This window comes from Streptomyces fildesensis (assembly GCF_016107395.1).
Taxonomy (GTDB): domain Bacteria; phylum Actinomycetota; class Actinomycetes; order Streptomycetales; family Streptomycetaceae; genus Actinacidiphila; species Actinacidiphila fildesensis.
The window spans coordinates 1-338 of sequence record NZ_JAAIKO010000227.1 but is presented as its reverse complement, the minus strand read 5'-3'; the positions used below and the strand labels follow the sequence as shown (position 1 = coordinate 338).

The 338-nt window shown below is 53.0% G+C and carries 1 protein-coding gene; it reads left to right on the top strand.

What is annotated here, in order from left to right; translation table 11 throughout:
- Positions 1-54: 54 nt before the first annotated feature.
- A partial coding sequence (locus C6N31_RS42700; RefSeq protein ID WP_198359690.1) for an aquaporin occupies positions 55-338 on the top strand: 284 nt, incomplete at its 3' end.

Below are 338 nucleotides of genomic sequence, written 5' to 3'. Positions count from 1 at the left end.
CCATTGTTTATCTCCCTTTTTTTGTTGTTGCAGACGGAGGACCAGTAGAGGGAGATGGAGGGAAAAGAAGAAGACGTCAGGATAGGAGCAAACAAATTTCAGGAGAAGCAGCCAATTGGGACAGCGGCACAGAACAAAGACTACAGGGAGCCACCATCGGCACCGCTCTTTGAGGCAGACGAGCTCGCCTCGTGGTCGTTCTACCGCGCTGGAATTGCAGAGTTCGTGGCAACTTTCTTGTTTCTCACCGTCACCATTTTGACAGTCGTGGGTGTGTCGAGATCGAGTTCCAAGTGTGCCTCGGTTGGCATCCAAGGCATCGCATGGGCTTTCGGCGG